5 protein-coding genes and 2 pseudogenes are annotated in these 6,318 nt (G+C 42.8%); 4 read left to right on the top strand and 3 right to left on the bottom strand.

Annotated features, from left to right (window positions below):
- Positions 1 to 761, top strand: a pseudogene (locus J5224_RS22965) (AraC family transcriptional regulator).
- Positions 762 to 845: 84 nt separating this feature from the next.
- On the opposite strand, the gene J5224_RS22960 reads toward J5224_RS22965, so the two are convergent.
- Entirely contained in the window at positions 846 to 2,573 is a 1,728-nt protein-coding gene (locus J5224_RS22960) for an ATP-binding cassette domain-containing protein (RefSeq protein WP_264627559.1), read from the bottom strand.
- Between the two features lie 622 nt (positions 2,574 to 3,195).
- On the opposite strand from J5224_RS22960, the pseudogene J5224_RS22955 reads away from it, so the two are divergent.
- Together J5224_RS22955 and J5224_RS22950 are read left to right on the top strand one after the other, a co-directional pair.
- Positions 3,196 to 3,399: pseudogene (locus J5224_RS22955) on the top strand (EthD domain-containing protein); the annotation flags it as partial.
- A gap of 91 nt (positions 3,400 to 3,490) precedes the next feature.
- The gene (locus J5224_RS22950; RefSeq protein WP_264627558.1) at positions 3,491 to 4,099 is read left to right on the top strand and encodes an ATP-dependent Clp protease proteolytic subunit; all 609 of its coding nucleotides are present in this window, start codon (positions 3,491 to 3,493) and stop codon (positions 4,097 to 4,099) included.
- Positions 4,100 to 4,165: 66 nt separating this feature from the next.
- Here the strand turns inward: J5224_RS22950 and J5224_RS22945 are convergent, their stop codons facing one another.
- A complete protein-coding gene (locus tag J5224_RS22945) occupies positions 4,166 to 4,537 on the bottom strand; it encodes a hypothetical protein (protein WP_264627557.1) in 372 nt (123 codons plus the stop codon).
- A gap of 173 nt (positions 4,538 to 4,710) precedes the next feature.
- Positions 4,711 to 5,649: a cation diffusion facilitator family transporter gene (locus J5224_RS22940; RefSeq protein WP_264627560.1), complete on the bottom strand. Its 939-nt coding sequence runs from the start codon at positions 5,647 to 5,649 to the stop codon at positions 4,711 to 4,713.
- A gap of 136 nt (positions 5,650 to 5,785) precedes the next feature.
- On the opposite strand from J5224_RS22940, the gene J5224_RS22935 reads away from it, so the two are divergent.
- Positions 5,786 to 6,318: PTS transporter subunit EIIB (locus J5224_RS22935; RefSeq protein WP_264627556.1), on the top strand; the 533-nt coding region annotated here is incomplete at its 3' end.

Genomic DNA, 6,318 nt, shown 5'->3' with positions numbered 1-6,318 from the left:
ATGGCATGGATACCCGCAGATTCCGCATTTAATCCTGATGAGCATGACAATGATGTCGTAGGTATAGCGTCTGAGCTGACCCAACATGATTCAGGTAATCATTATCATAAAAAGGGACAATTACTGTTTAGCCAACAAGGATGTATGCGCATTACGCTTAACAACAGTATTTGCCTGTTGCCGCCAGGGCGTATTGCCTGGATTCCCCCAGGAGTTGTGCACCGTGTTCAAATTCGTGGTGTTGTGGGGTATCGTTCCATCTATGTTGATAACCAACGCCATCCTGTATTCAGCCCTGATGTAGAAGTATTGAACGTGACAGCACTATTACGTGAAACAGTAGAGCGTATTGCTTTTGCAGATTTTTCAATGAACTGGCGATACGGCGCAGCAGCCCATATTTGGGTAAGGATGAAATTAATAGTACCCAACGCGAACCAACAATTCTGCCACTACCAAAAGATCGACGTTTACGTTGTTTGAGTGATATGGAAATGCCACCACCACTACAAATGCTAGCCGTTAACACTGGAGCAACCGCAAAAACTATCAGTCGCATTATGATGAAAGAAACAGGGCTCAACTACCAGCAATGGCGCCAACAATGGCGACTATTTAAGGCGATTGAATTATTAGCCGAAGCACAACCGATTTCTGAAGTGGCTAGTTTTCTAGCATTTTCCAGTGATAGTGCTTTCACCACCTTTTTTAAGAATATGACTGGGAGTACTCCTCGCACCTATATGGGGCAAAGGAGATGACCATATAAAAAGACTTACCCCATCATCAATATACTTATCGTGAGCAGAAGTATCTCTGGGAGATACTGGGGTTATTACCCTTTTTTATTTCGATGCCACATTATTTTCTTCCTCTAATCTAGTCAGAGTATCGATAACATTCGCGTGTTTTGAGATAGAATCCCAAGCCCCATGAGCGACAATCTTTCCTTTATCTATGACAATAACTTTATCAAACCGATTCAAAATACTCAGATCATGGGTAACGCAAATCACAGCATATTGTTTGAGATGTTGCATGAGAAAATGCCATATTCCTTCAGCCCCTTTGGTATCCACAGATGATGTCGGCTCATCGAAGAAATTGAACTTCCCTGGATTGCAAAGGATACGTAAAATAGAAAGTTTTTTACTTTCCCCTCCAGAAATCCCATTAGCGTCATGATCAATAACTTTATCTCCACTCCAAATATATTCAATAGAAAGAGAACTAAAATAGTCCTTAACATTCGTTGGTAATACCTTACCAAAAAACACCGCATCTTTGACAGGTCCAACAGTGAACTTGGGTTGTTGAGGAGCATAGCGAATAACAGACAAATGGTCTTCCTCTACAATATCATCGAGTAATATCTCATCGAGAAAAACCTTAACACCTTCTTTATTTTTATCAACCCCAACAATTAATTCTAAAAAGGTTGTTTTCCCAGAACCACTGGGGCCAATAATGGCTATTTTATCCTTTGAGTTTATGACAACGTCATCCTCAATCGTTAATACCACCTCTCCATATCTACTATAAATAAAAGATTTAACAACAATAGAGTGACCACTCTTATTTAAATCGATTCTTCTTTTTTTATCTCCTTTAAAAGTTCTGAATGATAATATTTTTTCGAAGCTCTTTTTATCAGAAAAAAACTGATCACCCACTCTATATGATTCAGCAATTGAAAAAACATCATTCAATAGCATCGTTGATAGTGTGAACAATGATACAAACTCTCCAGCAGTTATCGATTCAGATAAAAAATAGCCACTCATGATGCCATATACAATGATGGCAGAAGTCGTAATGGTAAGAAACAATATTTTTGCTGATACTAAAAGAGAACCTGAAAAGCTAACCCTGATAGCACTTTTCGCATATTCTTCCAACATGGCGTTTAAGGGTTTTAGCGCAGAATCGTACGCTTGTTCAAGTTTAATGCTTTTTGCCGCCAATAACGTATTGGATAGTACGCCTGTTTGTTCATCCTCTATCTCATTGAGCTGATCTATATGACTCCTTCTCCACTTTATTATTTTATGCGTGATATATAAATATATTGATGAAAAAGAAAAGATGAAAATTAAAAAGTAAAGATTGGAAATTTTTATCAACCAAGCGCTTAGAATGATGAGTTCGATGATCAACGGTAATAACACACTAAAGAAATATGTTATGATTTTTTCGTAAGCGAGAATACCTCTTTCGATTGATTTTATTAATTTCCCTATATTCAGAGAGCTAAAAATCTCAAAGTCCTTTTTAAAAATTTCCCCTATCCAATTTATAGAGAAAAAACAAAGCGTATTCTGTACAAATCTTGTCAGAAAGGTTATTTGCAAAGGAGAAAAAACCGCATTAAAAAACCCTATAAAAGCAAAAAGAACAAGATATTGTGCTAATGTATGATATCCATTCTCATGCCCTATAAAGGTAAATTCATCCACAATTCTCCCTAAAATAATAGCGGGCAGTGTTGATGAGATCTTCACTAGCAAGATGAGAGCCAACACCATGATAAATCTGATTTTTTGTTTTTTTATCGCCGTAACAAGATCATTCACTGAAGTTATCCCTTTACTCACTTATTAACAATTCTCAATTATGCAAATAGCATTTATGCTTATCCCTCTCGTATCTTCGAAAATTAACTCAGATCTTTTCTTCCCATTATAAACACCTTTCCTTATTATTCTAACATTGGTAAATACCTGCAATTTAATCGCTCATTAACACTTGTCCTTTTTTTGCAGCAAGTCAATAGAATATATAGTCATTCCAGTATTATCATTTGCATATATGTAAAACACATATGCATGTCACTGTTCGCTTGATTCAGATCATGGCTATATAATTAAGTTAAAATTATATGAAATAAAAATTCATTGTTGTTGTATGTATCAGGTATTGCCCTCACTAATTTTACTCAGTAATAGTGAGGACAACGCCCGGTCGGAGAACTCACACCCGATCAGTTAGCCGTTGCCAGATAGTACTTCTTTATTGGGCCCCTTCCCTCCTTTAATGACTTATTTTAAGGAAGGCTATCTCTGCATTATCCATTAAGCAACCCTTTCAGCAATTCCCGGCTCTGCCCCAAAGCGTCAACCTGACAATCGATCAACACGAGCTGTTCCCGTATTTTGATTTTCAAGGTGTCACAGGGAGTAGCGCCCGCACGCACTTCAGCGCACCAGGAATACAGAGTCTGTCGACTTTGATGGCTGTGCCGAGCTATGGTGGGACGATATGGAGTCGCATCTTGCAGCCCGGAAAACAGAGAACGGCTTACGCGCGCTTCAGGAGCTTATTGAGGATGAGCGTAAATTCGTAGATTTAGCACATTCACAACTCTGGTATGGCGAAGAACGGTGTGTGATTGCCGGGTAAAAACCCCATGAATGAAGATAACAACTTGTTATTTCCGCTTAGCCTTCCGTGGACTATGCTTAGCGCTATCATCAGAAAAGGAAAGCACAGCATGCAATTTATTACGAGTAAAGAACAGGACGATAAGAAAGAAGCGGACTCCGCCAATACAAGCACCCTCATGCAGCAAAAGCTGCTGGATGCGCGCTCGATCATTATCTCCGGTGAAGTGAATCAGGCGCTGACCGAGAAGGTCGTTACCCAGCTTCTGCTGTTGCAAAGCATCAGCGATGCGCCAATAAAAATCTATATTAACAGTCAGGGGGGTCACGTTGAGGCGGCAGACACCATCCATGACATGATTAAGTTTATCAAACCGGAAGTCCATATTATTGGCACCGGCTGGGTTGCCAGCGCCGGCACCACCATTTTCCTTGCGGCTAAAAAAGAGCACCGTTACGCGCTGCCGAATACCCGCTTTATGATCCACCAGCCTTTGGGCGGCGTGCGCGGTCAGGCTAGCGATATTGAAATCGAAGCCAAAGAAATCATCAGGATGCTCGATCGCGTCAACCATCTGATTGCCGATGCCACCGGCCAGCCCGTCGAGAAAGTGAAACAGGATACCGATCGCAATTACTGGATGAACACCCAAGAAGCGATCGATTACGGAATTATTTCCCGCGTGGTCAAAACCTACGGCGAGCTAAATCTGGATTAAGCCTTTGTTTATTTCTGGAGGATTCAGTCGCGATCGTCGACCAACACTGAATCCCCAGAAGCCGCATTAACGACAAGAAGCGACGGTAGAAAACGTTGCTTTGATTTCAGACAACGGAGGCATAGTAGGATTCGCCTCTTTGTATACGCCGCTATCAAACCAATCATCGACTTCGCCAAGCGCGATGGGTTTATCCGTCCACCAGGGCTTAAAAACGCCACTTATCAGTTTCATGGTGATGCTTTCTGGCGTGGTGGCAGTAATCTGCCAGCAACCGTCACCTTCCCCTTCAGCCGCTCCCGACAGAAAGCGGTTTGATTTTTCATCCCAACGGTGAGTTTGGCGGACAAAATCACCCACTTGCCAGTCGGTTGCCGCCTGAGCGGGAAATTGACAAAACAGCAAAATAGCGCCAGTGATAAAACCTGCTTTAAACATCTGGTTATCCCTCTCCACAATGAAAGTGCCATCAACCCTTAAAGCACCCTACTGATGCTTTGGACTGCCCCTATGCCGATAACCGGGATAGTAGCGTCCACGATAAGGTATTACTACCACGCAACCGGTTTACTGGCGGCAACCATCGTCCCCCTTACCCCCGATTCGCCCTACTACAGCCATTTGGCATCTTGCGTGAAGGAGATGGTCAACCAACGATGGGGGCCATCTTCGCCGATGGATTGCGCAATGTCATCGCGAATCTTATCAAATTTTCGCACACCGCTGTTTGCCATACTCTCGGGAATGACAATATGGATTTCAACAAATAAGCCACGCCCGATACGCGTCGCATAGTTTGAATAATCCAGAAAACCATATTCCAGCGTTAACTGTGCCATGATAGATTCAATTTTACAGTCGAGGCTGTCCGGCGTCATTTGTAGAATTTCCCGAACGGCGGACAGAACCGTTTTCACCGGGACGGGAATTAATAGTAAGGTCAGAACCGCCAGTGCGAGAGGATCGGCATAAACAGTAAGGTATTCGTAGCGAGTGCCCTCCATCAACCAGGAAATTATAAAAGCAAATAACAAAGCGCTACTGATACAGGCAGACATTAGCCAGCTTTTAGTATCCAGCGCGATCAGTTCTGATTTGATTTTTTTGTTCAGTCGACGCTGTGTGAAGTAGAGCACAAAACAAAAGGTGCTGATAGTAATCGCATAAGCGATAGCCCAGCCAAGTTCTAATTCTCGCCCGCCGTCGATGATCCCTTTGATGGCATTAACAAAGGCATATAAACACAGAATAACCAACAGGCAACCATTAAATGCCAGAACCATCGGTTCAACATGCCAGAACCCGAATTGGAATCGACGACTATGGGGCTGCCCCAGCAGTCGAGAGACTAATAAAGAGAGCGAACACATTCCGGCATCCAGGATGGAAAACATGCCGTCAAAAATAATCGATATTGATCCGCAAACCAGGCCAACAACGATCCCCGCACTTGCAATAAAAAAGGTGCATAAAATTGAACGTTTAAGGACTTTCTGCTCTATCTCGGTGCTGTGTGACGCATGATTTTTGGGGGGAGTTGCCGTTATCATTGTCATAGTCTTATCCACAAATGAGCGTTGCGATGGAAAACCAGAACGTGACTCACCGTCAAGTATACAACACTCTCTTTTGGCTCGATGTTTGGGCCGCTAGCCCCCTAACATTGCAGGAGATATAACGATAATCATGGCAAAAATAACCGTTTCGATGGTCGAAGAGATTTTACATCTCATCGGTGGAAGAGAGAATATCATTCTCTGCGGTAACTGCATGACCCGGCTGCGACTTACGTTAAAGGATCGCCAATTAATCGCGCTAGACGCGCTGAAAAAAATACCTGGCGTCCTGGGAGTGGTAAATGGCGACGATCAGTTGCAGGTCATTCTTGGCCCCGGTAAAGCGCAAACCGCCAGTGAGATGATGAATGCGCTACTGATTACCCCTTCCCCAGCGGCAGCCACGGGTGAAACAGCGCCCGATTTACGTCAATTGGCAAGCCAAAACAAACAGCAGATAAAAGCCAAGCAGAAAAGCGCAGTACACAACTTTCTGACCAAGTTTGCCACGATTTTCACACCGCTTATTCCAGGCTTTATTGCGGCAGGTTTATTACTGGGAATTGCCACCTTATTACAGCAAACGCTGGTAGTAGAAGGTGTCGCACAGGCCGCCTGGTTAAAAAGCCTGATTGCTTACATGAAAGTGTTTAGCATTGGTTT

It is taken from the genome of Candidatus Symbiopectobacterium sp. NZEC135, assembly GCF_025962695.1.
The sequence above is the reverse complement of the archived record's forward strand: the minus strand, read 5'-3'. Positions and strand labels throughout refer to the sequence as shown.